This is a genomic window from Pigmentiphaga litoralis (assembly GCF_048632615.1).
Lineage (GTDB): Bacteria > Pseudomonadota > Gammaproteobacteria > Burkholderiales > Burkholderiaceae_B > Pigmentiphaga > Pigmentiphaga litoralis_B.
On sequence record NZ_CP184479.1, the window covers coordinates 4,524,727 to 4,550,495 of the forward strand.

Genomic DNA, 25,769 nt, shown 5'->3' on the forward strand with positions numbered 1-25,769 from the left:
GTCATCCTGTCGGGCCTTTGTCATTCCGGCCGGGTGTTCTTCAAGCCGGCAATGAAGGTATCCACCATATTCGTGCCGACCTCTGTCAGGTCGAACTCTTCTGGCGCCAGCAGCCAGTCCATCAATATGCCGTACAGCATGGCATGAAAACCAATCGCCGCATGACGGGGGGCCACAGCCTCGGTCAGCTGGTTGCGCGCAATGGCGTTGCGGAAAGCCGCTTCGTAATGCGCCAGCGAATTATTGCGGTCTTCGTGATGACGCCGCTGCAGGTCGATGGTTTCAGCCACATATTCGCACTTGAAGATCAGGATTTCGCACACGCGGCGTGCGCTGGGATCCTCGCGCACCAGATTCAGCGTTTCCGTAGCGCTCTGGCGCAGCTGACCCAAGGGGTCCGACACACTGACGTCGCTGCTCCGGCGCAGCCCTTCTTCCATGGGGGTCTTGACCCGTTGCACCATCGCGTCGAGCAGGTCGATCTTGTTCTTGAAGTGCCAATAGATGGCGCCGCGCGTGACGTTGGCAGCCACCGCGATATCCTGCAGCGACGTGTGGGCCACGCCCTGTTCGCTGAAGATCTGTTCAGCCGTGGCAAGAATGCGCGCCCGGGTTTCCAGCGCCTCTTCCTTGGTCTTGCGTACCATGCGTTAAGCCTTGCCGCCCGATGCGACGGGGCGGATTCATGTCGCTTCCTGCGTAGCAGGGCAGGAAGTTAGCGATCCAGCGGTGCTTCAAACAGCGGTCGGCGCCTATCCGAAGCTCAAATATACATACGTGTATGTATGTAAATATAGCATGGAATAGCCCTGGTCCAAGCGCGGTCTTGTAAGCCCGCGTGCAGCGGCTGCCAGGAGTAGCGGTCGTCTCATCCAAATGCCGTAATCGCGCTGGCATGGCGCCACGCCTATGGCGCAGCATTATTTACGCCTGGTTCTTTACAGAACGACGGCACGCTTGGTGGCATAATCCGGCGGCACCGCGCTCGCCCGGCCTGCCATCCGCCGCTGGCGCGCGTGCATATAAAGGCGCACCGAGGTGCGCCTTGAACCGTAACCGAATCCCGGCTGCCAATGGGCGTTGGCACTGGGGGCGTTCAGTCCTTGATCAGGAAACTGTCACGCTCGGCGCCCGATGCTTCGGCGGCCACCAGCCAGCGTGGAGGTTTGCCACGGCCGGTCCAGGTGTCGCCGGTGTCGGGATGGCGATACTTTGGCGCAACCTGGCGTGCGGGTTTGGCAGCGCCCTTGGCGGCGGCAGGGCGGCCCGGGCTTTTGCGAGTGGTGGGCACGCCCTTGGCGATCGCGTTCTTGAGTTCGTCTAGGGTGATCGAATAATCATGCATCGAGCGGACAATGGAAGCGATGACCGGCTGGCGTTGCTTGACGCGGACGGACTCTGCCTTGTCCTGGAGCCTTTTGATCTGAGCCTGCAAGGCGAGGTAGGTTTCTTTGGGCATTTTTATCCGATGAATTGGGCACGCGCGTGACATGCACCGAAGATGACTGGAAAATGGCAGAAATCAATCAGTGCGCGGCGTAGTGAGTAAATGTCTGCTGAATAGATAGTATTTAAACCGCAAAGTTCAAGCATTGCAATCGATAAGAAAATATTCCGCGGCGCCCATTACTGCGTGAGTATCGGAAAGTATGTCAACCCTAAGACTTTCGTATTGCCGAAGGTCCCACTTTGTAATGGATTTATGGCGCTAGGTTCGGTGGTATATAAAGCAGCCTTGCAGGTTGCGGACATGGACAGGCACTACTATGCGGACCATGCCCTTGTGCTGGCCCAGCATCCTTCGGAAACTTCCGAACGAATGATGGTGCGGCTGCTTGCGTTCGCCCTGCACGCAAATGAATATCTGGTATTCGGACAGGGATTGAGTAATGAAGAAGAGCCCGATCTCTGGGTTAAAGATCTGACGGGCGCAATACAGCTTTGGATTGAGGTAGGTTTGCCCGATGAAAAATGGGTGCGCAAAGCCTGTTCGCGCGCTGACGAGGTCATTGTGTATGCCTACGGCCGTACGGCCGACGCATGGTGGGCCAAGCACCGCGCCAAACTCGAACGCCTGGATAATCTGACGGTGTATCGCCTGCCGGTCGAACAGTCACGCGACATCGGCCTGCTGGCCAAACGAACCATGCAGGTGCAGTGCACGGTACAGGATCAGGAAGTCTGGTTGACGGACGGGGACGCCGCGGTACGCGTGTCGCGCGACACCTTGACGCCCAAGCGCAAGGGCGGATGAGGCGTCACGCAGCGTATATCGCGCGATGTGCCGTTCCGGTTGAGTTGTGTTTGCCCCTAAGCGCGTCGCGGATTTATACGTGGTTTCCAGGATGCCGGGCTTAAGATATAAGACCGCGGCACAAGGACCTCCGGTCCGCTGTTGATCAGGTCGAGTGCCTTCCCCACTCGGCTCGCTGGAACCCGGCGGCCGAAGCTACTCGGAATCTTTGAATGAACGCGCTTTTATCCCATGCCGAGCGCCAGCTCGCCGCATTGCCTGTTCCTGTTCAAATCACCCTTCCCGATGGCGGCCGGCTCGGCCCCGACAGCGCCAAAGTCCGCTTTACCACCAAAACCCTGCGTTCGTTGTCCCACCTGGTTCGTGGCCGCATTGGCGAACTGGGTGCCGACTACGTGGAAGGCCGCATCGACATTCAAGGGACCATGCGCGACGTGATGGCAGCCGCGGCGGGCATGCTGCACGAATCGCCCATTACCAGCGGCAATCGCAACTGGTTCTCGGCTGTCGGGAAACGTGGCGTGTCGATCATCCGCCACACCCGCGAGCATGATGCCCGCCAGATCGAATTCCACTACGACCTGTCCGAGGCGTTCTATGCCCTGTGGCAAGACCCGCGCCGCGTGTATTCCTGCGCGTATTACCGCGATTCCGACATGGATCTGGCACAGGCGCAGGAAGCCAAACTGGATCACATCTGTCGCAAGCTCGATCTGAAACCCGGCGAGCGCTTTCTGGATATCGGGGCGGGGTGGGGCGGGCTGCTGCTTTGGGCGGCGGAGCATTATGGCGTGGACGCCACCGGGATTACGCTTTCGAAAAATCAGCATGCCCATGTCACCCGCCTGATCGAGCAGAAAGGCCTGTCGGGCCGCGTGCGGATGATGCTGCTTGATTATCGGGACCTGGATGAATCCCGCTCATTCGACAAGATTGCGTCCGTCGGGATGTTCGAGCACGTGGGACAGGTCTATCTGAAAAGTTATTTTTCCAAGATCCGCCGTCTGCTGCGTCCGGGCGGGCTGGTCCTGAACCACGGGATTACTGCCGGAGGTACGACCAATACCCAGCTAGGCAGCGGCATGGGCGATTTCATCGAGAAGTACATATTCCCGGGCGGCGAGCTGGTGCATGCCAGCCGGGTCCTGGAATCGCTTAGCGACGGCGGGTTGGAAGCGGTCGACCTGGAAAACCTGCGGCCGCATTATGCGCGCACCCTATGGGCCTGGAGCGACAACCTGGAAGCGCGCCTGGATGAGGCCTATCGGATACTGGAAGGCAGCCGGGGCGCAAAAGCCGTGCGGGCATACCGTCTGTATCTGGCGGGTTGCGCCATGGCCTTCGAACGGGGCTGGATCTCGCTGCAGCAGGTGCTATGCCAGGTTCAGGGCAGCGTCAATGGCGACGAACTGGATGGCCCGCCCGGGCAGGCGTATCCCTTCCGTCGCGACTACATGTACCGGTGATCCCGCGTTGACGGCCTTGTTTCGCGGGAAGCGATTCAGAGCTGGCGTGCGCTGAAGGTATCGCACGCCTGCGGTTCGCCGCTTTCCAGACCCCGCTTGAACCAGCGGACGCGCTGCGCCGAACTGCCATGCGTGAAGGCATCGGGCACGACCTGGCCTTGCGATTTCCGTTGCAGCATGTCGTCGCCAATGGCCGTGGCGGCGTTCAGCGCGGATTCGACGTCACCGGCTTCCAGTATGTGGCGGGTGCGGTTGGCGTGGTTGGCCCAGATGCCGGCATAACAGTCTGCCTGCAGCTCTACCCGCACCGACAGGCGGTTGCCTTCGACCTCGCTCAAGCGTTGACGCTCGCGGCTGACCTTGGCCGACACCCCCGTCAGGTTCTGCACGTGATGACCCACTTCATGCGCAATCACGTAGGCGCGGGCAAAGTCACCTGGCGCGTTCAGCTTGGTCTGCATGTCCTGGAAAAAGCTCATGTCCAGGTAGACCTTGCTGTCCGCCGGGCAGTAGAACGGGCCCATGGCCGACTGGCCGGTGCCGCAGGCGGTGGGTGTCGCACCGCGGAACAGCACCAGCTTGGGATCGACATAATTGGCGTTGGCCGTCTTGAAGATGTCGCGCCAGGTGTCTTCGGTATCGGCCAGCACGATCGATACGAATCGCGCCTGGGCGTCGTCGGCCGGAGGCGCCTGCGCAGGACCCTGCGGCGCCTGCATCGACGTCTGGCCGCCGCCCGCCATGTCGAGCACGACGCGCGGGTCGACGCCAAAATAGGCGGCGACCAGTGCCAGCACGATGGTGCCGATGCCAATCGAACCGCGGCCGATGAAACCGCCGCCGCCACTGCCTCGACGATCTTCAACATTATCGCTTTCGCGTCCATTATCCAGGCGCATGGTGGGTGTCCTTCGGGGCAAAGTCGCAGGGCGACGGTCAAGGTCGGCACTATAGCCGGTGCGTGCAGCGCTCAGGGTAGCGCGACGGGATTGGTTACCGTGGTCGCACTCGTTACACGATTTGCACCGCTGCGGTATGAACTTGGTACAGTGCAACGAAGCCGGCGCGCTTCCGCCCTACGAATGGCGTTTGTTCACAAACTTCGGCCGATTGCAATAATTGGATCGCACGCCGCGTGCAGAATATTTTGCTGCCCAGGCTTACAAACATTCATGTATGTTTGTATACTGCTTCACCTTCCATGCATGTCGTACGCTGCAATGCCGCAAGTATCTAGTGAGGATTTACCCTCACCGGCAGCGCGACGATCTCCGCTAGCCCGCCGCATTCATTGCGCCGGGCCATCCGTGCATGGTGCGCTGCAGCAGGCGCGCTTCATCCCCAAGAGTTCCATCCGGTCGCCGCCAGGCCCGGACCGTCAATGCCAGAGGAAGACTATGCAACGCAACGGACGCCCACCCTATCTGTTAGGCGCAGTGTCGCTCGCCGCTGTTTTGGCGCTTGCCGCCTGCGGTAAAGGTAAAGAGGCGCCCGCCGCGGCCGCGCCGCCGCCGATGGAAGTGCCGACCATTACCGTCGCGCCGTCGCGCGAAGTGCTGGCCAGCGAGCTGCCCGGCCGGATCGAAGCCACCCGCGTCGCCGAAGTGCGCGCTCGTGTGGCCGGCGTGATCCTGCAGCGCGCGTTCGTTGAAGGCAGCGACGTCAAGGCGGGTCAGTTGCTGTTCCGCATCGACCCGGCGCCGTTCCAGGCCGACTACAACAGCGCCAGGGCCAATGTGGAGCGTGACGAAGCCAATCTGTTCCAGACCAAGGCCCAGGCGGAACGTTACGAGACCCTGGTCAAGGCCAACGCGGTCAGCAAGCAGGAATACGATACCGCCGTGGCGGCCTACAAGCAGGGCCAGGCCGCGGTGTCGGCCAGCAAGGCGGCCCTTGAGCGCGCCCGTCTGAGCCTGGACTACGCCACTGTCAAGGCGCCGATTTCGGGGCGCATCGGCCGTGCGCTGGTGACCGAAGGCGCTCTGGTCGGCCAGGGTGAAGTGACGCCGCTCGCGACCATCCAGCGTCTGGACCCCGTCTACGCCAACATCACGCAGTCGGTTGCCCAACTGACCGAAATGCGCGCGGCGTTCGCCAGCGGCAAGATCAAGCGTGTGGCCGAAAACCAGGCGCGCGTGAATCTGTCGCTGGACGACGGCTCCAAGTACGCGCTGTCGGGCAAGTTGCTGTTTTCCGATGTGACCGTCGATCCGTCGACCGGCCAGGTGACGCTGCGCGCCGAATTCCCCAATCCCCAAAACGTGCTGCTGCCCGGCATGTACGTCCGCGTGCGCGTCGAGCAGGGCGTGGACGAAGCGGCGATCACGGTGCCGCAACAGGCCATCCAGCGCGGCACGGCGGGCGATGCCTCGGTATTCGTGGTGAATGCGGAAGGCAAGGTCGAGCCGCGTCCAGTCAAGACCGGCTCGGCCCTGGGCGATCGCTGGCTGATCACGTCGGGCCTGCAGACCAACGATGTGGTGATCGTCGCCGGCTTCCAGAAGCTGCGTCCGGGCGCCCAAGTCAAGCCGGTGCCGTGGAAGCCTGAAGCGGGCGCGGCGGCAGCTCCAAGCAGCGTTGCGCCTGCCAAGCCGGCCGACAGCCCAGCCGCTGCCCCCGGCGCCAAATCGTGATCGGCGCCTGGCGGTTCGCCGGTCCTGAGCTTCTCTAAGAGAGTCACCAGACATGTCGCAATTTTTTATCAACCGCCCGATTTTTGCGTGGGTGGTCGCGCTATTCATCATCCTGGGGGGCATTCTTGCCATCCCCAGCCTGCCGATTTCGCAGTACCCCGCCGTGGCGCCGCCAAGTATCACGGTGTCCGCCATCTATCCGGGCGCATCGGCCGACACGGTCGACAAGAGCATCGTTTCGCTGATCGAGGACGAACTGAACGGCGCGACCGGCATGCTGTATTTCGAGTCGACCAGTACCACGGGTCAGGCCGAAATCAACGTGACCTTCGCGCCCGGCACCAATCCGGACCTCGCGGCCGTTGACGTGCAGAACCGGATCAAGCGGGTCGAATCGCGGCTGCCCCAGTCGGCGCAGCAGCAGGGTATCCGCGTTGAAAAGGCCAGCACCAACTTCCTGATGGTGGTCACGCTGTCGTCCAAGGAAGGTGACGTCGACGTCATCGAACTGGGCGACTACCTGACGCGCAACGTGTTGAGCGAAATCCGCCGCGTGCCAGGCATCGGCCGGGCACAGCTGTTCGCATCGCAGCGCGCCATGCGGGTCTGGATCGACCCGGTCAAGCTGCGCGGCTACAACCTGAGCGCCTCCGACGTGAACGCCGCCATTGCGGCGCAGAACGTGCAGGTGACGGCGGGCGCCATCGGCGATCAGCCCAGCCTGCCCAACCAGCAGATCAGCAGCACGATCATCGTCCGGGGCCAGCTGGCCACCGCCGAGGAATTCGGCGCGGTGGTCCTGCGCGCCAATGCCGACGGGTCCACCGTGCGGGTGCGGGACGTTGCGCGGGTGGAAATCGGCGCCGAGTCCTATCAGTTCTCGTCGCGCCTCAACGGCAAGCCGACGGCCGCCATCGCCGTGCAGCTGTCGCCGGGCGCCAACGCCTTGTCGGCCGCCGAAGGCGTGCAGGCCAAGCTGAAGGAACTGTCGGCGCGCTTCCCGCAGAACTATGTGTACGCCACCCCGTACGACACCTCGCCTTTCGTGCGCGTGTCGATCGAAAAGGTGATCCACACCCTGCTGGAAGCCATGGTGCTGGTGTTCCTGGTGATGTTCCTGTTCCTGCAGAACATCCGTTACACGCTGATTCCGTCGATCGTGGTGCCGATTGCGTTGATGGGCACGTTCGCGGTGATGCTGGTGGCCGGCTTCTCGATCAACGTGTTGACGATGTTCGGGATGGTGCTGGCGATCGGTATTCTGGTGGACGATGCGATCGTGGTGGTCGAGAACGTCGAACGGATCATGGCGTCCGAAGGCCTGTCGCCCAAGGAAGCCACGAAGAAAGCCATGACCCAGATCAGTGGCGCCATCGTTGGTATCACGTTGGTGCTGACGGCCGTGTTCCTGCCGCTGGCCTTCATGGGCGGTTCCGTGGGCGTGATCTATCAGCAGTTCTCGCTGTCGATGGCGGCATCGATCCTGTTCTCGGGCTTCCTGGCGCTGTCCCTGACACCCGCCTTGTGCGCCACGCTGCTCAAGCCGGTCAAGAAAGGGCATCACGACGAAAAGAAGGGCTTTTTCGGCTGGTTCAACCGCAAGTTCGACCGCACGACCGACGGCTATCAGAACGTGATCGGCCGCATGCTGGGCCGCACGGGCATCTTCATGATCGTGTATGCCGGGATCGTTGCGATCCTGGTCTGGACCTTCATCAGTTTGCCGTCGTCCTTCCTGCCTGCCGAAGACCAGGGCTACCTGATCACCGATATCCAGACGCCGCCGGGCGCCTCGTTCAACCGGACCCGCGACGCCGTGGAACAGGTCGAACAGCACTATCTGTCGCGACCGTCGGTTGCCTCGATCATTACCATCCTGGGCTTCAGCTTCTCGGGACGCGGTCAGAACGCCGCCATCTCGTTCGCGACGTTCAAGGACTGGTCGGAACGGGGTCCGGAAGAATCGGCGGCGGCCGAAGCCGGCCGTGGCACGGGCACATTCATGGGCCGCATCAAGGACGCCATGGCGTTCTCGGTGGTGCCGCCCGCGATCACGGAACTGGGTAACGCCACGGGTTTCGCGCTGCGCCTGCAAGACCGCGGCGGCCTGGGCCATGACGGCCTGCTGGCTGCTCGCAACCAGCTGATGGCTGCCGTGCCGAAGAGCCCGGTCCTGGCGTATGCCCGGGTCGAAGGCCTGGAAGATGCGCCGCAGCTGCAACTGGTGATCGACCGTGTCAAGGCCAACGCCCTGGGCGTGACCTTCGGCGCGATCACGTCCACGTTGTCGACCACGCTGGGGTCCTCGGTGGTCAACGACTTCACCAACAATGGCCGGGTGCAGCGGGTCGTCGTCCAGGGTGAGCCGTATTCGCGCACATCCGCCGACGACATCCTAAAGCTGAACGCGCCCAATAGTTCGGGTGGTGTGGTGCCGCTGTCGGCGTTCGCCAAGGTGGAATGGCAGAGTGGTCCGGTGCAGCTGGTCCGCTACAACGGCTACGGCGCCTACAAGATTTCGGGTGACGCCAAGCCGGGCTATTCCAGCGGCGAAGCCATGGCGGAAATGGAACGCCTGATCGGCGAACTGCCGCCTGGCATCGGCTACGAATGGACGGGCCAGTCGCTGCAGGAACGCGTATCAGGCTCGCAGGTGCCTATCCTGCTGGGGCTGTCGCTGCTGGTGGTGTTCCTGGTGCTGGCCGCGCTGTATGAAAGCTGGTCGATTCCGGTGTCGGTGATGCTGGTCGTGCCGCTGGGCGTGATCGGTGCGGTGCTGGCGGTGACGTTGCGGGGCATGCCGAACGACGTGTTCTTCAAGGTCGGCCTGATCACCATCATTGGTCTGTCGGCCAAGAACGCGATCCTGATCGTGGAATTCGCAAAAGACCTGTACGCCGAAGGCAAGGGCCTGGTCGAGTCGACACTGGAAGCGTCGCGTCTGCGCTTCCGCCCGATCCTGATGACATCGCTGGCGTTCATCCTGGGCGTGCTGCCGCTGGCCATCGCCAGCGGGGCCAGCTCGGGCGCCCAGCGCGCCATTGGTACCGGCGTGATCGGCGGCATGATCTCGGCCACCATCCTCGCGGTGTTCTTCGTGCCGGTGTTCTTCGTGGTGACCCTGCGTCTGTTCAAGACGAAGCAGGGCGAAGTCCGCCACGACAACGGCACTATTGACGACACCCCGCCGGCCAACGGCGCCGTCGTCAAGCATGAAGGGAATTGATATGAGCAAGCACGTATTCGCGCTCGCGACGGCGGCGGCCCTGCTGGCAGGGTGCTCGTTCGCGCCGACCTACGAGCGCCCCGCGGCGCCCGTCGAGGCGAGTTTCGCATCGCACGGCGCCCCCGCGCCAGCGGCCGGCCAGATGTCGGCCGCCGACATCGGATGGCGCGATTTCTTTGGCGACCCGCGCCTGCAGCGGCTGGTCGAGCTGTCCTTGCAGAACAACCGTGACCTTCGCGTGGCCATCCTCAATATCGAGGCGGCCCGCGCGCAGTACGGCATCACGAACGCCGACCGGTTGCCCACGCTGAACGCACAGGCCACGGGCACCCGTGCCCGCACGCCGGCCGACCTGTCTATCCTGCGGCAAGCCACCACGGGCGGCCAGTTCACGGTCGGCCTGGGCGTCACGGCGTTCGAGCTGGACCTGTTCGGGCGGGTGCGCAACCTGAGCGAAGCGGCCCTGACGCAGTACCTGTCGACCGCCGAAGCCGCCGCGTCGACCCAGATCAGCCTGGTTGCGCAGGTGGCCAACGCCTACCTGAACGAACGTGCCGCCGATGAACAGCTGGTGATCGTCGGGCGCACGCTGGAAGCCCGGCAGCGTTCGCTGGAATTGATCAAGCTGCGCTTTGATAACGGCGCCGCGTCGGAACTGGAATTTGCGCAGTCCAACGCGCTCGTCCAAACAGCACGGGCCGATCTGGCGATTGCGCTGCGCAACCGCGCCCAATCGACCAACGCCCTGGTGTTGCTGATCGGCCAGCCCATGCCGGCGGACCTGCCGCCGCCCCAGCCGCTGTACCAGCAGAACATCCTTGCCGACGTGCCGGTGGGCCTGACGTCGGACCTGATCGAACGTCGTCCGGACATCCGGTCGGCCGAACAGACCCTGCGCGGCAACAACTACAGCATCGGCGCCGCGCGGGCGAACTTCTTCCCGCGCATTTCGTTGACCGGGTCCGCCGGGACGTCGAGCAGCCAGTTGTCGGGGCTATTTGGCAGCGGGTCGCAGGCCTGGAGCTTTGCGCCGCAGATCGTCCTCCCGATCTTCGACAACGGCCGCAATCGCGCCAACCTGACGCTGGCCGAAGTACGTCGCGACATTTCGGTGGCGAACTACGAAAAGACGATCCAGACGGCATTCCGCGAAGTGGCGGACACGCTGGACGCGAAGGCAACCTACGACGACCAGATCCGGGCCACCGAAGACCTGGTCCGCGCGTCGCAGCGCAACCTGGAACTGTCGGACCTGCGGTATCAGAACGGCATCGAAAGCCTGCTGCAACTGGTGGATGCACAGCGCACGCTGTTCACGGCGGAACAGTCGCTGTTGCAGGCGCGGCTGCAACGCCTGAACAATCTGGTCCAGCTGTACAAGTCGCTGGGTGGCGGATGGTCGGAAACGACGGCCGCCCCCGCGCCGGCACCCGTGTCGCAACTTCGCTAACGGCAGTTGGCTGGCGGGTAGTCCTGCCACCGTCAACCCGATCTGAAGGGCAACGCCCCAAGGCCAGGAATGTCATCCTGAACTTGGGGCGTTGTTGCGTCTGGCGCTGTCTGCTTATGGTGTCGACCGCTTAGGGCTTCGACCGCTTGGGGTCGTTCCAGAACAGGTACGACGCCGTCAACTCGCGCCTGGCGCCCTCCAGATCCGTTGGCGCCAAGTGCATGGGCATATCGGCGATCTTCGCTTTCACGGCGTCGTCGGCCAATACCTTGCGCAAGGCGGCATTGAACCGTTCGGCCAAGGACGGTGGCAGCCCCTTGGGGGCGAAGAACGCCGTGAAGCTGTTGACGTTGACGCCAGGAAAACCCAGTTCTTCAAACGTGGGCACGTCAGGCAACAGCGCCGACCGCGACGTGCCGGACACCGCCAGGATGCGCAGCTTGCCGCCGCGCGCCATCGCCACGCCTTCGGCTTCGCCGGTAACGCCGGCGGAAATCTGACCGCCTATCAGGTGCGGCATGACGGCGGCCGACCCGCTGTAGGGCACGGGCTGCAAGTGCACACCCGCCTTGCGATCGATGGCGGTGCCGATGATTTCGGGCACGCCGCCATGCAGCGGAACGCCGTAGTTGGCGTCAGCCGGGTGCTTACGGGCATAATCGACGAATTCGTCCAGCGTTCTGGCCGGGCTGGTGACCGGCACGGCAAAGGTCCACTGGAAGCGGGCAACCTGGCCGACCGGGGTGAAGTCCTTCATGGCGTCATAGCCCGCCGTTGGCGTAATGAGCGGGACGACAACGACCGCATGGTCGATCGACAACAGGAACGTGTTGCCGTCAGGCGGCGCCGACTTGACCGCGGCCGTGCCGATCTGGCCGCTTGCCCCGGCCCGGTTTTCCACCACCACTTGCTGGCCCAGTTCTTTGGATAGACGAGGCGCCAGCAGCCGCGCAAGCGCGTCGGTCGCGCCCCCGGCGGCGTAGGGCACAACGATCTTGAGGGTGGGCCTGGCGTCCTCCGCCTGGGCAGGGCCCGCCAGCGTGGCGGCCAGGACGGCGGCCGTCAGCATGGCCAGCAAGTGTCGTCGAGAAAGCATGGAAGATCCTTGTAGTGATGAGGGTTGAGCACCGCATACAGTGCAAGGACCGCCAGCAATCTTCAATGCGCGCTAGCCGTGACCGGACAACTACGTAGGTCACTTGCTAGGTTTCAAGGCCTTGACCCAGTAGTCCTGGGACTTGGCCAGCTCGCGTCGGGCGCCCTCCAGATCGGTCGGGTCAAGCAGCAGCGGCATTTCCCTAATCTGGCGCTTGACGTCGTCGTCTTTCAGGATCGTGCGCAGCGTGGCATTGAATTTTTCCGCCATCGGCTGGGGCAGCCCCTTGGGCGCATAAAAGGCGTGGAAGCTGTTGACGTTGATGCCCGCAAAGCCGGCTTCTTCGAAGGTGGGGACATCGGGAAGCACCGGCGACCGCGAGCCGCCCGAGACCGCCAGGATACGGATCTTGCCCTCGCGGGAAAGGGCCAGTGCTTCCGGCTCGCCGGTGACGCCAGCGCTGATCTCGCCCGCGACCAGGGGTGGCATGACGGCTGACGAACCGCTATAGGGCGTGGCTTGCAGGGGCACGCCTGCCTTGCGTTCGATAACCGCGCCGATGACTTCGGGCAACCCGCCTTTGCCGGGAATTCCGTAATTGGCGTCTTGCGGCCTGGCGCGGAGCAGATCGACATACCCCGCCAGGTTCTTGGCCGGGCTGTTAGCCGGCACGCTGAAGGCCCACTGGTAGCGCGCAACCTGGCCCAGCGGGATGAAGTCTCGCAGCGCATCGTAGTTGGCCGTTGGCGAGATGAGCGGCACAACGACCAGGGCCTGGTCCGGCGCAAGCAGCAGCGTGGACCCGTCGGCTGCTGCCGACTTGACCGCGGCGGTACCGACCTGCCCACTTGCGCCGACCCGGTTGGACACCTGGACGGCGGTGCCCAGTTCCTTTGCCAGGCGAGGGGCCAGCAGGCGGGCCAGCTGGTCGGTGGCGCCGCCGGCGGCAAAGGGCACGATGACCTTGATGGGTTGCTTGAAGTCCTGTGCCGACGCACCGGCGGCAATACAAGCGAGGGCAGCGGCGATGACCACATGGCGCAGGGGTGTCATGGAAAAATCCCTTTGGACGAATGACGATGGCAAACCGCAGCACGAACGGGCATGCGGGTGGGTTGCCACAATGCAGTCGTTGGCGCTTACGCTCAATTCGCGGTCCCGCCAAAGGGGTTCCTACGTAGCCCGGGCCGGTCAAGTATGATGGGCTTCGCTTGTCACCAGGAAAAGTGGATCACCATGAAGAAACACCTTATTGCCGGTATCGCGCTGATGGGCGCCCTCGCAGCGCCCGGTATGGCTTCGGCTGCCGCATCCTGCTCGATCGAGGTGCAGGGCAACGACGCCATGCAGTTCAACACCAAGACCATTGCGGTCGACAAGAGCTGCAAGCAGTTCACGGTCAATCTGACGCACCCGGGCAAGCTGCCCAAGGCGTCGATGGGTCATAACTGGGTGCTGACGACCCAGGCGGACATGCAGAAGGTTGCGACCGATGGCATGGCGGCAGGGCTGGACAAGGACTACGTCAAGCCGGGCGACGCGCGCGTGATTGCGCACACCAAGGTCATTGGCGGCGGCGAAAAGGACTCGGTCACGTTTGACGTGAGCAAGCTCAAGGCTGGCGAAAAGTACGCGTACTTCTGCTCGTTCCCAGGACACTGGGCGATCATGAAGGGCGAGTTGACGCTGAACTGAGCGACGCAGCCAGCGAATGGGCGATGCGCCTCGTCGCGCATTGAGCAGGCAAAACAAAGGGCGACACCTTCACAGGCTCGCCCTCTCTTTTTAACAGCTAGCGAAAAATGCTTAGCCGTTTGCGTACTGCACGTCTTGCTTGCGCGCGATCGACTTCAAATCAGCCATCGTGGAGATGAATGCCATCGCGACTTTCGTGACAAAAGCGAAAGGTTGCGGGGCGGCATGTCCGTTGGCCAGTTCGTTGCGGACCAGTTCGCGTTCGAGAGTGTCAGTCAACTTGCTTTCTTGAACGTAGTTCATGGTATTGCTCCGTCTGGGGTTTTCGCCTAGGAGTAATCACCTAGGGAATAACCCTATATTAGGGCAAACCCTAGACGAGAGCAAGCCTTGGTTCAGGAACCTGTCAAGAATGCGGGGTTTTGTGTGCATCGCACCACAAACAGGTGCACGGTGCGCCTCGGAGGTGCAGCGCTCGATGTCTGTGCGAGGCGAAGGGGATCGAGCGGCGGCGCTTTTATGGGCAGCGAATAAAGGCACGGCGCATCCAACGCGCGCCGCCTGGCGTGGTGCGGGTCCGTCCGATTCCGGCTATCGCGAACTGGCAAGCGCCGGCAGGCGGGCGTACAGCCACGCGCCAACGGTTTCGTGAACGATCAGGACGCTGTTGGAAAACGAATTGGCGTCGGGCAGCAAGCCGTGAAATGGACGGCCATGGGGTGCGCTGAGGTAGCCCATGGGGGCCGGAATGACCGTAAAGCCCTGCTGCAGGAACAGCCGGCGGGCGCGGGGCATGTGCCACGCCTGGGTCACCAGAACGATGCGGGTCTTGCCTTCGGGCTCCAGCAGGGTCCAGCTGCGTTCGGCGTTTTCCTGGGTCGTGCGGCTGTCGCCTTCGCGCCAGCGCACTGGCTGCTGGTGATCCTGCTCGAAAACCTCGGCCATCAGGTCGGCTTCGCTGGGGTGGCTGTCGTCTTCCCAGACCTTGCCGCCCGACACCAGTACGGGCAAATCGCTGGCCTTCGCAATGCGGGCGCCATAGCGCACGCGTTCTGTGCTGAAGATACCGGCAACGTCCTTGCCCCATCCCGGATCGGACTCGCGGCGGCCGGCGCCCAGCACGACAATCGCGTCTGCCCGGCCGGCCAGGGCAGGCCAGGACGCAGCGGGCAAGGGCGCATCGGTTTCCAGGCGCCGGCCGCCCCATTCGACAAACCAGGGGGTGGACAGCATCCACAAGGCGGCCACGCTGGCCAGGAACATAAGCGACGCCAGCTTCGGCAACCGGCGCCGGAACAGCCAGGCCAGCAGCAGCGCGAGCAGCAGGCAGCCTGGCGGCAGCGCCAGCATTTTCAGCAGATAGCGTAAGTCCATGACCTGTCGGGCAGCCTATCGGCGAAAGCCGCCCGCGACCAGCTCGAAGCCGAACAGGCGGCATTCGAGCGCGCCGTTGTACAGCGGCGTGCGGCGCGAGGGGTTCAGACGCAGCTTTTTCGGCAGGTCCAGGTCGTTGGTGATCATGTGCATGTGCCAGCCGCCGAATTCGCGCTTGAGCGTAGACGCCCATTCGGTCCACAGTTCCGTATCCGTCTCGACATCCAGGCGTTCGCCATAGGGCGGGTTGGTGATGATCCACCCCGCCTGCTCGTCCAGCGGGCAGGTATCGCGCGCGTCGGCCACTTCGAAGTACACCGCGTCCTCGGTCAGGCCCGCGCGTTCGGCGTTGCCGCGAGCGGCGGCGATCGCGCGTTCGTCGATGTCAGCGCCCGCCAACTGCATGGGCAGCTTGGGCAGGATGTGGGCGCGGGCGTCTTCCTTCAGGTCGCGCCACCGCCATTCCTGGTGGCCGCGCAGCCGTTCGAATGCAAAGGGGCGGCTGATCCCGGGAGGGACGTTCAGGGCCTTCAGGGCGGCTTCGATCACGATGGTGCCGCTGCCGCAGAAGGGGTCGAGCAGCGGGCGGTCGACACGCCAGCCCGACAGGGCAAGCAGGCCGGCCGCCAGGTTTTCGCGCAGGGGCGCTTCGCCCTTGTCCAGACGCCAGCCGCGCTTGAACAGGCTTTCGCCCGACGTGTCGAGGTAGAGCGTGGCGGTTGTTTCGGACAGGAAGACATGCACACGCGCGTCGGGCCGTACGGTGTCGATGCTGGGACGCTCGCCTTCGCGGTCGCGCAGGCGGTCGCAGATGCCGTCCTTGGCCCGCAGGTTGCAGAATTGCAGGCTTTTCATGGGGCTGCGGACGGCCGAGGTGTCGACCCGCAGGGTCTGCTCGGCGCCGAACCAGCGTTCCCACGGGGTAGCGCGGGCCAATTCCAGCAGGTCGTCTTCGGTGTGCACCGTGCCGTAATTGACCTGCACCAGGATGCGGGTCGCCAGGCGCGATTGCAGGTTGACCCGCATGACTTCAGTCCAGTCGGCGGTAAAGTGCGCGCCAGCGCGGCCGGCCCAGGCGTCGGCAAAGCCGAGGCTTTTCAGTTCGTCCACCAGCACGCCTTCCAGGCCCTGGGGGCAGGGGGCGAAGACCGGAAAGATCTCGACCCCGGCCTTGGCGCGGGCGGCCACGGCGTCGGCCTGGGCGGTAGACGGTGGCGGGGCGGTACGCGAAGGCGAGTTGCGCGGGCGGAAACCGCCGCGTTGCGCGCCTGGCGCGCCGCGGCCGGCGTCCAGGGTCGGGCGAGCGGCGCGCGACGTGGTATCGCCACCGGACCGGTCGCCTTCGTGGGCGGCGATGCTCAGGTCCTGGACGGGTTCGGTGTCGCGACGGACCGGCCGGCGTTCACGGACGTTCGGGTTGCCCGAAGACGCGTTGCCGGAGGGGAAACGGCCTTGGCTTGGGCGGGGTGTTGCGGACCTGCCTTCGCCAGGCCGGCCGCCAGGGCCTCCTGAACGTGCCGACGAGGACTGGTCGGAAGACCGCTCCGAGGACCGCTCCGAGGACCGCTCAGGTAAGCGATCCGACATCCGTGGCCGGTCGGCGCGGTCCGGGCGTCCGGCGTTACGGCCGGCAGCGCCTTCACCGCGCTCACCCTGGCCAGGCTCTGCCCGTTCCAGCCGGCGCGCCTTGCCGCTTTCCAGCGCCGCCTGGACCACGCGTCGCGCGCGCGGGCCGGAGCGGCTGCGGCCGTCGTCCGGACGCGGCGAGGCGTCGGCCGGCGCGCGACCGGCCGGGTTCAGGGAAATCTTCTTGCGCGGAGGGGTGTCGGACAAAATGAGACCAATCAGAAAGGTTTGACGACCACGAAGATCACGGCGGCCAGCAGCAACAGTACGGGCACTTCGTTGAACCAGCGGTAGAACACGTGCGACCGCGCATTGCGGCCGGCTTCGAATTTGCGGAGCAGGCTGCCACAGGCGTGGTGATAGCCGATGGTCAGCACGACCACCGCCAGCTTGGCGTGCATCCAGCCGTTGCCGGGCCCTTTGCCGATACCATAGCCCAGGTAGAGCCACAGCCCAAGCAGCACGGCGGGCACCGACAGGATGGACGTGAAGCGATAGAGCTTGCGCGCCATCAGCAGCAGGCGGGACACCACGGCCGGCTGCGTTTCCTGCGCCAGGTTCACAAAGATGCGGGGCAGGTAGAACAGCCCGGCGAACCAGGATGCAACGAACAAAATATGGAAGGCTTTGACCCACAACATGGCGATTTCCTAGTTGGACGACGTTCCGCGCGTTTGCGCGTCGCCGGACAGTACCCACTTGAGCGTGGTCAGGCCTTCCAGCCCGACCGGTCCGCGCGCGTGAAGCTTGTTGGTCGAAATGCCGATCTCGGCGCCCAGGCCATACTCGAACCCGTCGGCAAAGCAGGTCGGCAGGTTCACATAGACCGAACTGGAGTCGACCTCGCGCTGGAAGCGGCGAGCCGCCACGAGTTGTTCGGTCACGATCGCATCGGTATGGCCTGACCCGTGGGTCTCGATGTGCTCGATGGCGTCGTCCAGCGACGCCACCACGCGCACCGCCAGGATAGGCGCCAGGTATTCCGTGTCCCAGTCTTCGGCCGTGGCCGCCTCGATGCCCGGCAGCACGGCGCGGGTGCGTTCGCATCCCCGCAACTGCACGCCATGGGCGGCAAATGCCGCGGCGACCTCGGGCAGGAAGGCGGGCGCCACGGCTTCGTGCACCAGCAGCGTTTCCATGGCGCCGCAAATGCCGTAGCGGTAGGTCTTGGCGTTGACCGCGATCGTGTGCGCCTTGCGCAAATCGGCATCGCGGTCCACATAGACGTGGCAGATGCCGTCCAGGTGCTTGATCATCGGCACCCGCGCTTCTTGCGACAAGCGCTGAATAAGGCCCTTGCCGCCGCGCGGCACGATCACATCCACGTAGTCCGTCATGGTGACCAGGATGCCCACGGCGGCGCGATCGGTCGTCGGCACCATTTGTACGCCGTCCAGCGGCAAGCCGGCGGCGGCCAGGCCGTCCTGCACGATCTTGCCCAGGGCGGTGTTGGAATGGAAGGCTTCCGAGCCGCCGCGCAGAATGGCTGCGTTGCCCGACTTGATGCACAGCGCGGCGGCGTCGATGGTCACATTCGGCCGCGATTCGTAGATGATGCCGATGACACCGATCGGCACCCGCATGCGGGCGATCTGCATCCCATTGGGACGGATACGCGTGTCCGTCAGTTCACCGACCGGATCCGGCATGGCGGCGATCTGTTCCAGTCCGGTTGCCATCAGGTCCAGGGCGCGGTCCGACAGGGTCAGCCGGTCCAGCAGCGCCGGGTCCAGCTGGTTGATGCGCGCGGCGTCCAGGTCCTTGCGGTTTTCTTCTTGCAGCCAGGCGGCGTTGGTGCGCAGGCCTTGCGCCATCGCGCGCAGCGCGGCGGCCTTGGCGGCGCCGTCGGCACGGGCCAGGGCGCGGGCGGCACGGCGAGCCTGCTCGCCGACGCGCTGAAGGGTGTCGTTCAAATCGTTCGATTGCATGGTGAAAAAGGCCGGTATGGGTTGACGCGGTTCACGCGGTGGACGCAGCCACCCGCAGGGCCAGCCGCGTGACTTCGTGCCAGGGGTCGGACAGCCGTCCGGGAACCCGCAGGCCTTTGATGATCTTGTCGACGTCGTGGGCGTGGCGCACCGCCGCGGGCCAGGCCTGCGCCGGCACCCGGCGCAGCGCCTGGTTGGCCAGCTGTTCGTGGGTGCCGTAGAAGCGCAAGGTGCGCATCAGCGCCGGCACGCTCAGTCCTTGCTGACCCGCCTGCGCCAGGCGCGCCAGCAGGCGTATTTCTTCGCCCACGGCCCACAACACCAGCGGCAGGGCTTCGCCCTCGGCCCGCAGGCCTTCCAGCATGCGCACCACGCGCCGCGCATCGCCGGCCAGCATGGCGTCGCGCAGCTTGAACACGTCGTAGCGGGCCACGTTCATGACCGCGTCCTGCACGTCGTCCAGCGTCAGGTCGCCCTCGGGGTACAGCAGCCCCAGCTTCAGGATTTCCTGATGCGCCGCCAGCAGGTTGCCTTCGACCCGATCGGCCAGCCACTGCAGCACGTCGGGCCGGGCCCGCTGCTTCTGCCGGCCGAGCCGTTCGCCTATCCAGCCCGGCAGGGCGGGGCGTTCGATGGTCGGCACGTCGATCACGACGCCGTGGGTGGTCAACGCCGTGAACCAGGCCGAGGCTTTGGTGGTGCGGTCCAGCTTGGGCAGCATGACCACGGTGACGCAATCGCCTTTTGCGACGGCGCCTGCTTGGCCAGCCGCGCGATCACGTCGCCGCCGGTCTTGCCGGGCTTGCCGGTCGGAATCTTGAGTTCCAGCAACCGGCGGTCACCGAACAGCGAAATCGACTGGCTGGCGCTGAGCAGGCTGTTCCAGTCGCTGCGGGCATCGGCAACGACGGTGTCGCGCTCGGTGTAGCCCGCCGTGCGGGACGCCTGACGCAGCAGATCGCCCGCTTCGATCACCAGCAGGGGTTCATCGCCGGTGACGGTGTAGAGCGCTTCGAGCGACTGGCCGGCGCGTTCCAGGTGCGCGGGCAGTTGCTCGGGCCGCAAGGTCATGCCCACGGCGACGCCTCCGCCCAGGCGGACATCGGCAACGTGGGGCCCTGGCGCCGGCCCACGCTCAGACCGGCTCCACCGCGGCCATGCGGCGCAGCAGCTGCTGGATGACTTCCATCTGCATGTCGCGATACAGCAGATTGGCTTCGGACTCTTTGGCGAGCGTGGCCGCATCGTTGAAGGTCAGGTCGCGCTTGAGCATGATGGTGGTGGGCCGGATGAATTCGTAGCCCCTGCCATCGTGCAGACGGAACGTGAACAGATAACGCAGTTCGAATTCGCGGACACGGCCCGACGCGTCGAGCGACAGCACGCTGCGCTCGCGCGTATCGGACAGCACCTGCAACTGCGCTTCGGCCGCCTTGGGATCTTCGACGATCTGCGTGCTGGTTGTCGTGCGCACGTAGCGGCGCAATTGCGCGCCGAGTTCGGACGTGTCTTCCAGGTTGACGAACAGCGTCTTGAACGGCAGGTCGGCCGTGCCGCGCAGGGCAAAGCCGCAGCCGCCCAGCAGGGCCATCACGCCTGCGGCGCCAAGCGCCTGCAGCGCGCGCCGCCGGCCGGGCGCGGGCCCGTCCGGCATGCCGCCGCATGCGTCCTGGGCCATGCCTGCGGTCGAAAAGCCGGAGTCCTGCAAGGTCGAGCGACTGTCCATCATCCCACCACGTTCACGAGTTTGCCCGGCACGACGATAACCCGCTTTGGCGCGCGGCCTTCAAGGAATCGGGTCACGGCTTCATGGGTGACGGCCAGCGCTTCGATCGCGGCCTTGTCGGCGGCGCTCGGCACGCTCAATGCGCCGCGCAGCTTGCCATTGACCTGCAGCATGAGTTCGACTTCGTCGGTCACCAGCGCGGCGTCGTCCACCTGCGGCCAGGCGGCGTCGAGCAGGTCGCCGCGTGTGTCGGCAAAGCCCAGGTCGCGCCAGGCGTGCCAGGTCAGATGCGGCACGATGGGGTAGAGCACCGACAGCAGGATCCGCAGGCCTTCGGCCAGCGCCGCGTCGCCGTACTTGCCATCCACCTTCGCGTCGTCCAGCGTGTTCAGCAACTTCATGCCGGCCGACACCACGGTGTTGTACTGGATGCGCTGGTAGTCGTAATCGGCCTGCTTGAGCAGCGCATGCACGTCGCGGCGCAACGACTTGACGGCATTGTCGGCGGGGGCCCAGTCGGTAATCGCGCCGGCGGCCTGCGCGGCGGCCACTCGGCCGGCATTGGCATGGCAGAACGACCACAGGCGCTTCAGGAAGCGGTGCGAGCCATCGACGCCCGCGCCCGACCATTCCAGGGTCTGCTCGGGCGGGCTGGCGAACATGACGAACAGGCGCGCGGTGTCGGCGCCCTGGGTGTCGATCAGCGACTGGGGATCGACACCGTTGTTCTTGGACTTGGACATGGTGCCCACGCCGCCGTAGTCCACGGCCGATCCGTCCTTCTTGAGCGTCGCGCCCACGATCGCACCCTTGGCGTCGTAGACGTTGTCGACTTCTTCGGGCCAGAAGTATTCGATGCCGCCGGTCGCGCCCTTGCGGGAATAGATGTGGTTCAGCACCATGCCCTGCGTCAGCAGCTTGACGAAGGGTTCGTCGAATTTGACCAGGCCCAGGTCGCGCATGACCTTGGTCCAGAAACGCGCGTACAGCAGGTGCAGCACCGCGTGTTCGATGCCGCCGATGTACTGGTCCATCGGCATCCAGTAATCGTTGCGTTCGTCCACCATCGCGCCGTCGTTGCCGGGCGACGTGTAGCGCATGAAATACCACGACGAATCGACGAAGGTGTCCATCGTGTCGGTTTCACGCCGCGCCGGCTTGCCGCACGCGGGGCAGTCGACATTCAGGAATTCATCGCACTTGGCCAGCGGGTTGCCGCTGCCGTCGGGGATCAGGTGCTCGGGCAGGATCACCGGCAAGTCTTTTCGGGCACCGGCACGGTGCCGCAGGTCTCGCAGTGGATGATCGGAATCGGCGTGCCCCAGTAACGCTGGCGCGACACGCCCCAGTCCCGCAGGCGGAAGGTGGTGCGCTTTTCGCCCAGGCCCTTGGCCGACAGGTCGGCGGCCACGGCGTCGACCGCATGCACGTAATCCAGGCCGTTGTACTTGCCCGAGTTGATGGTGCGGACGACGGTCTTGTCGCCATACCATTCCTGCCACGCGTCGGTCGAATAGTCCTTGCCGTCGGCCGCCACCACCTGGGCGATCGGCAGCTGGTACTTCTTGGCGAACAGGAAGTCGCGTTCGTCGTGCGCGGGCACGCCCATCACGGCGCCGTCGCCATAGCTCATGAGCACGTAGTTGCCGACCCACACGTCGATCGGCTGGCCGGTCAGGGGATGGGTGACGGTCAGGCCGGTGGGCAGGCCTTCCTTTTCGCGCGTGGCCATTTCGGCTTCGGTCACGCCGCCCTGGCGGCAGGCTTCGATGAAGGCCTGCAACTCGGGGTTGTTGCGCGCGGCATGGGTCGCCAGTGGATGTTCGGGCGCCACGGCACAGAAGGTCACGCCCATGATCGTGTCGGCGCGGGTCGTGAACACGTACAGGCGGCCGTCCTGGATCAACTGCCCGGACTCGTCGTGGATGTCGTGCGTGAAGGCAAAACGGGTGCCTTCGCTCTTGCCGATCCAGTGTTCCTGCATCAGGCGGACGCGCTCGGGCCAGCCGGTCAGGTTGTCACGCACCTGCGACAGCAATTCTTCGGCGTAGTCGGTAATGCGCAGGTAGTAACCGGGGATCTCGCGCTTTTCGACCAGCGCGCCCGACCGCCAGCCGCGGCCGTCGATCACCTGTTCATTGGCCAGGACCGTCTGGTCGACCGGATCCCAGTTGACGGTTTGCGTCTTGCGATAGGCGATGCCCTTTTCCAGCATCTTCAGGAACAGCCACTGGTTCCACTTGTAGTACTTGGGATCGCAGGCCGCCATTTCGCGCGACCAGTCGATGCCCAGCCCCATCGCCTTCATCTGCTTCTTCATGTAGGCGATGTTGTCGTAGGTCCACTTGGCCGGCGGCACGCGCGACTTCATGGCGGCGTTTTCGGCCGGCATGCCAAACGCGTCCCAGCCCATGGGCATGAGGACGTTGTAGCCCTTCATGCGCAACTGGCGGTACATCGCGTCGTTGATGGTGTAGTTGCGCACATGGCCCATGTGCAGCTTGCCGCTGGGGTAGGGCAGCATGGAGCAGGAGTAGAACTTGGGCTTTTCCGTCCCGTCGGGATGCGTCGCGTGTTCGATGGCCAGGTAGGCGTTGGTGGCTTCCCAGTGGCGTTGAGCGGCGGTTTCGACTTCGGTGGGGGCGTAGCGTTCCTGCATGGTGTCCGGGGGCCTGAAAAGAGGGGCGCTGAAATAGCGGCGACCGACGCGGCGCTGGTGGCTCGCGTCTGGCTCAACCCGGCATTATAGAAGGTAGGACGCCGTCGCGGACAAATTGACGGCGCGGGGGCCCTGGCGATCAACAGGACCGGCGCAGCGTCTCGGAAGGCGACTCGCCAAAGCGTTGCTGGTAGGCCTGCGCGAAGCGGCCCAGATGCAGGAACCCGCAGTCCAGCGCGATGGCCGACACGCTGCTGCCGGCCGGGGCGCGGCGCAGCCGGTCGCGGGCCTGGCCCAGGCGCACGTCCCGCAGGTACTGCATGGGCGTGATATCGCGAAAGCGCCGGAAGCCGGCCAGCAGCGTACGCACCGGCACGTCGGCCGCCGCGGCGATGTCCTCCAGGCGGATGGCGTCGCCCGCGCGGGCTTCGATAAAGGATTCGGCCTTGCGCACGCAGCGCGGCGCAATGGTGGGGGTGGCGAGGTCGGCTTCGTCGGACCAGCGCTGGCCCGTGGTCAGCAGGCAGATCAACAGGCGTTCGAGTTCGACCGCGATCTTGGGATTCTGCATGGCGCACTGGAGCAGTTCGGGCGATGTCGCCAGGGCGCGCAACTGCGCCAGCCAGGGCTGGATCGCGGCGCTGTCCAGATCCAGTTCGCGGTCGAACACCAGACAGGAGGCGCCCGTGTGCGCGGCGACCGTGGCGCGATCGATGCGCAGCATGAATTGCTCGCAATCCGCGGACAGCATGGCCGCAAAGGGGCGTTCGGGCGAACAGATCATGCCGCGCGCCTGGTTGACCGCGACGGTTTGGCCATCCACCTGGGCGTCCGCATGACCGGTCAGGCAGAACATCAACAGGTAGTAGTCGTCCAGGTGACCCGTGTCCACCTGCATGGCAGCGCCGAAGTTCAGCGCCCCCATGCCGATGCCGCCCACGCGCGCGAAGTCCATGTGCGACCGGACGCTGCCACTGGCGCCGGGCACCAGGCGGTGGGGCTGCATGACGCGCGATACCTGGTCGCGCGTCCGGTCGAGGTCGTCGGACTCGAACAGGCGGGCCTGGCGCAAGGCAATCGGTTCGAAACGCTTGGCGGAAATCATACGGTGTCCATCGGCAGCAGGCGTTGAAGCGGAAGTGCTGAACGTCAAGCAAGAACTGCGCCATTGGCGCAGCCGTTGTTGGGATCGGGATACCAGAACGAGGACGTCGCCCCTGCGGGCCGCGGCGGTGAAACCTGCGAGAAATGGCTAGGGGTGAGGCCATACTGCCAGAATCGGCTAGAGCCGCAATAGGTAGCTGCCCACAATGACCTCAAGATGGTTTTCGATATTTGCGAGGTCGATATGGACGCGGTACAGGAAACAGGCGCAATGGCCGGCACCGAGCACCCCATGCTGCGCTTTCCGCACGCCGATGGTGCGGGCGTGCCCTATAAGGTGTTCAGTTCCCAGGAAGTCTACGACCAGGAACAGGAAAAGATTTTTCGCGGACCGACCTGGAGCTTCCTGGCGCTCGAAGCCGAAATCCCGAACCCCAACGATTTCAAGAGCACCTTCATTGGCGACACGCCGGTGGTCGTGACCCGCACCGCCGACGGTGAGCTGGCCGCCTGGGTCAACCGCTGCGCCCACCGCGGCGCGATCGTCTGCCGCAAGGCGCGGGGCAATGCGTCCAGCCATGCCTGCGTCTATCACCAGTGGAGCTACGACACCAAAGGCAACCTGGAAGGCGTGCCGTTTCGCCGCGGGCAGAAGGGCGGCAGCCCCGGCATGCCGGCCGACTTCAATCCGAAAGACCACGCCATGCGCCAGCTGCGCGTCGAAAGCTACAAAGGGCTGGTGTTCGCCACCTTCAGCCCGATCGTCGAACCGCTGGCGGACTACATCGGGCCGGAAATGCGTCCGTTCGTGGACCGCGTCTTCCACAAGCCGGTCGAATACCTGGGCTGCACGCGCCAGTATTCCCGGTCGAACTGGAAGCTGTACCTGGAAAACGTGAAGGATCCCTATCACGCCAGTCTGCTGCACCTGTTCCATACCACCTTCAACATCTTTCGCGTGGGGATGAAGGCCCGGACGATCCCCGATGCCAGGACCGGCCTGCACAGCGTCATCACCGCGACCAAGACCGAAGACGACACGTCGTCGGCCTACAAGACGCAGGCCATCCGCTCGTTCGATGAAGGCTTTGCGCTGGAAGACGATTCGGTGCTGGGCATGATCTCGGAATTCGACGAGGACATGACCAACCACATCCAGCCGATCTTTCCGCAGCTGGTGATCCAGCAGATCCACAACACCCTGGTCGCCCGGCAATTGCTGCCCAAGGGACCGGACAACTTCGAGCTGATTTTCCACTTCTTTGGCTACACCGACGACACGCCGGAGCTGCGCGCGCTGCGGATCAAGCAGGCGAATCTGGTGGGCCCGGCCGGCTACATCTCGATGGAAGACACCGAAGCGACCGAACTGGTGCAGCGCGGGACCGTCCGCGACGGCGATGCCAACTCGCTGATCGCCATGGCGCGCGACAAGCCGGAGCTGCAGGACACCATGGTGACCGAAAGCCTGATCCGCCGTTTCTGGGTGGGCTACCAGAAGCTGATGGGCTATTGATTAAGACAGGTGAGAA

At 64.5% G+C, this 25,769-nt stretch carries 19 protein-coding genes and 2 pseudogenes; 7 read left to right on the top strand and 14 right to left on the bottom strand.

All coding sequences use genetic code 11. The features are described 5' to 3' along the window. Positions 1-20 precede the first annotated feature (20 nt). Together ACNANG_RS20925 and ACNANG_RS20930 are read right to left on the bottom strand one after the other, a co-directional pair. On the bottom strand, positions 21-647 hold the full coding sequence (locus ACNANG_RS20925; RefSeq protein WP_420224628.1) for a TetR family transcriptional regulator: 627 nt from the start codon (positions 645-647) through the stop codon (positions 21-23). Between the two features lie 449 nt (positions 648-1,096). Next, on the bottom strand, positions 1,097-1,459 hold the full coding sequence (locus ACNANG_RS20930) for an H-NS family nucleoid-associated regulatory protein (RefSeq protein ID WP_179586395.1): 363 nt from the start codon (positions 1,457-1,459) through the stop codon (positions 1,097-1,099). Positions 1,460-1,702: 243 nt separating this feature from the next. Between ACNANG_RS20930 and ACNANG_RS20935 the strand changes: the two genes are divergently transcribed. After that, positions 1,703-2,254 (top strand): YaeQ family protein, encoded by a 552-nt coding sequence (locus ACNANG_RS20935; protein ID WP_420227613.1) that lies wholly within the window; start codon positions 1,703-1,705, stop codon positions 2,252-2,254. Between the two features lie 212 nt (positions 2,255-2,466). Further along, the gene (locus tag ACNANG_RS20940; RefSeq protein ID WP_420224629.1) at positions 2,467-3,720 is read left to right on the top strand and encodes a class I SAM-dependent methyltransferase; all 1,254 of its coding nucleotides are present in this window, start codon (positions 2,467-2,469) and stop codon (positions 3,718-3,720) included. Positions 3,721-3,755: 35 nt separating this feature from the next. Here ACNANG_RS20940 and ACNANG_RS20945 read toward each other — a convergent pair whose 3' ends face one another. After that, positions 3,756-4,619, bottom strand: a complete 864-nt coding sequence (locus ACNANG_RS20945) for a neutral zinc metallopeptidase (RefSeq protein WP_420224630.1) — start codon at positions 4,617-4,619, stop codon at positions 3,756-3,758. A gap of 498 nt (positions 4,620-5,117) precedes the next feature. Between ACNANG_RS20945 and ACNANG_RS20950 the strand changes: the two genes are divergently transcribed. From ACNANG_RS20950 to ACNANG_RS20960, 3 genes are read left to right on the top strand one after another with little or no spacing between them, the layout of a single operon-like run. Continuing rightward, positions 5,118-6,353, top strand: a complete 1,236-nt coding sequence (locus ACNANG_RS20950; RefSeq protein WP_420224631.1) for an efflux RND transporter periplasmic adaptor subunit — start codon at positions 5,118-5,120, stop codon at positions 6,351-6,353. A 52-nt stretch (positions 6,354-6,405) separates the two neighbouring features. Further along, positions 6,406-9,579, top strand: a complete 3,174-nt coding sequence (locus ACNANG_RS20955; protein WP_420224632.1) for an efflux RND transporter permease subunit — start codon at positions 6,406-6,408, stop codon at positions 9,577-9,579. Between the two features lies 1 nt (position 9,580). Further along, positions 9,581-11,029 (top strand): efflux transporter outer membrane subunit, encoded by a 1,449-nt coding sequence (locus ACNANG_RS20960; RefSeq protein WP_420224633.1) that lies wholly within the window; start codon positions 9,581-9,583, stop codon positions 11,027-11,029. Between the two features lie 130 nt (positions 11,030-11,159). On the opposite strand, the gene ACNANG_RS20965 is transcribed toward ACNANG_RS20960, so the two are convergent. Beyond that, entirely contained in the window at positions 11,160-12,125 is a 966-nt protein-coding gene (locus tag ACNANG_RS20965; protein ID WP_420224634.1) for a tripartite tricarboxylate transporter substrate-binding protein, read from the bottom strand. Between the two features lie 99 nt (positions 12,126-12,224). Further along, a complete protein-coding gene (locus tag ACNANG_RS20970) occupies positions 12,225-13,178 on the bottom strand; it encodes a tripartite tricarboxylate transporter substrate-binding protein (protein WP_420224635.1) in 954 nt (317 codons plus the stop codon). Between the two features lie 216 nt (positions 13,179-13,394). On the opposite strand from ACNANG_RS20970, the gene azu reads away from it, so the two are divergent. After that, positions 13,395-13,820 carry an azurin gene (azu, locus tag ACNANG_RS20975; RefSeq protein WP_420227614.1) on the top strand — a complete coding sequence of 142 codons (426 nt, stop codon included), beginning with the start codon at positions 13,395-13,397 and terminating at the stop codon, positions 13,818-13,820. 111 nt (positions 13,821-13,931) lie between these two features. On the opposite strand, the gene ACNANG_RS20980 is transcribed toward azu, so the two are convergent. The 9 genes and pseudogenes from ACNANG_RS20980 to andR form a co-directional block, all read right to left on the bottom strand. After that, a complete protein-coding gene (locus ACNANG_RS20980) occupies positions 13,932-14,123 on the bottom strand; it encodes a hypothetical protein (protein ID WP_179586417.1) in 192 nt (63 codons plus the stop codon). A 288-nt stretch (positions 14,124-14,411) separates the two neighbouring features. Beyond that, on the bottom strand, positions 14,412-15,194 hold the full coding sequence (locus tag ACNANG_RS20985; protein WP_420224636.1) for a YdcF family protein: 783 nt from the start codon (positions 15,192-15,194) through the stop codon (positions 14,412-14,414). A gap of 15 nt (positions 15,195-15,209) precedes the next feature. Further along, positions 15,210-17,027, bottom strand: a complete 1,818-nt coding sequence (locus ACNANG_RS20990; RefSeq protein WP_420224637.1) for a THUMP domain-containing class I SAM-dependent RNA methyltransferase — start codon at positions 17,025-17,027, stop codon at positions 15,210-15,212. An 11-nt stretch (positions 17,028-17,038) separates the two neighbouring features. Then, positions 17,039-17,461 carry a CopD family protein gene (locus tag ACNANG_RS20995; protein ID WP_189611312.1) on the bottom strand — a complete coding sequence of 141 codons (423 nt, stop codon included), beginning with the start codon at positions 17,459-17,461 and terminating at the stop codon, positions 17,039-17,041. Positions 17,462-17,470: 9 nt separating this feature from the next. Further along, complete coding sequence (locus ACNANG_RS21000) at positions 17,471-18,748, bottom strand: glutamate-5-semialdehyde dehydrogenase (RefSeq protein WP_420224638.1); 1,278 nt, start codon at positions 18,746-18,748, stop codon at positions 17,471-17,473. A 31-nt stretch (positions 18,749-18,779) separates the two neighbouring features. Next, positions 18,780-19,825, bottom strand: a pseudogene (holA, locus tag ACNANG_RS21005) (DNA polymerase III subunit delta). A gap of 58 nt (positions 19,826-19,883) precedes the next feature. Beyond that, the gene (gene lptE / locus ACNANG_RS21010; RefSeq protein WP_420224639.1) at positions 19,884-20,477 is read right to left on the bottom strand and encodes an LPS assembly lipoprotein LptE; all 594 of its coding nucleotides are present in this window, start codon (positions 20,475-20,477) and stop codon (positions 19,884-19,886) included. Next, positions 20,474-23,133, bottom strand: a pseudogene (leuS, locus tag ACNANG_RS21015) (leucine--tRNA ligase). The gene lptE and the pseudogene leuS overlap by 4 nt, the downstream one beginning before the upstream one ends. A gap of 139 nt (positions 23,134-23,272) precedes the next feature. Further along, positions 23,273-24,238, bottom strand: a complete 966-nt coding sequence (andR, locus tag ACNANG_RS21020; RefSeq protein WP_420224640.1) for an anthranilate 1,2-dioxygenase regulatory protein AndR — start codon at positions 24,236-24,238, stop codon at positions 23,273-23,275. Positions 24,239-24,481: 243 nt separating this feature from the next. Here andR and andAc point away from each other — a divergent pair, with 243 nt between their 5' ends. Next, on the top strand, positions 24,482-25,753 hold the full coding sequence (gene andAc / locus ACNANG_RS21025) for an anthranilate 1,2-dioxygenase large subunit AndAc (RefSeq protein ID WP_420227615.1): 1,272 nt from the start codon (positions 24,482-24,484) through the stop codon (positions 25,751-25,753). The last annotated feature ends 16 nt before the right edge of the window (positions 25,754-25,769 follow it).